The 233-nt window shown below is 54.1% G+C and carries 1 protein-coding gene; it reads left to right on the top strand.

The genetic code is table 11. The annotated features are described in order from the left end of the window. Positions 1-233, top strand: a 233-nt coding sequence (locus tag MXD62_RS09720; protein WP_248829019.1) for an NAD-dependent epimerase/dehydratase family protein, incomplete at both ends; no start/stop codon positions are given.

Genomic DNA, 233 nt, shown 5'->3' with positions numbered 1-233 from the left:
CCACTCTACCCCGCTGCAAACGGGTAATTGGCAAAGCTGGTTAAAGGGAATCGACAGCGTTTATCATCTGGCTGCGTTGCCGGGGGTCCGGTCCAGCTGGGGGAAGACCTTTGCCGATTATGTCCAGCATAATCTGGTTGCGACTCAGCAGCTGTTTGAAGCGTGTGCCAAGGTTCCCACTCTCAACAAGATCATCGTATCATCCTCCTCTTCCGTCTATGGGACGATGCAGG

Source organism: Frankia sp. Mgl5 (genome assembly GCF_023242985.1).
GTDB lineage: Bacteria > Actinomycetota > Actinomycetes > Frankiales > Frankiaceae > Parafrankia > Parafrankia soli.
The sequence above is the reverse complement of the archived record's forward strand: the minus strand, read 5'-3'. Positions and strand labels throughout refer to the sequence as shown.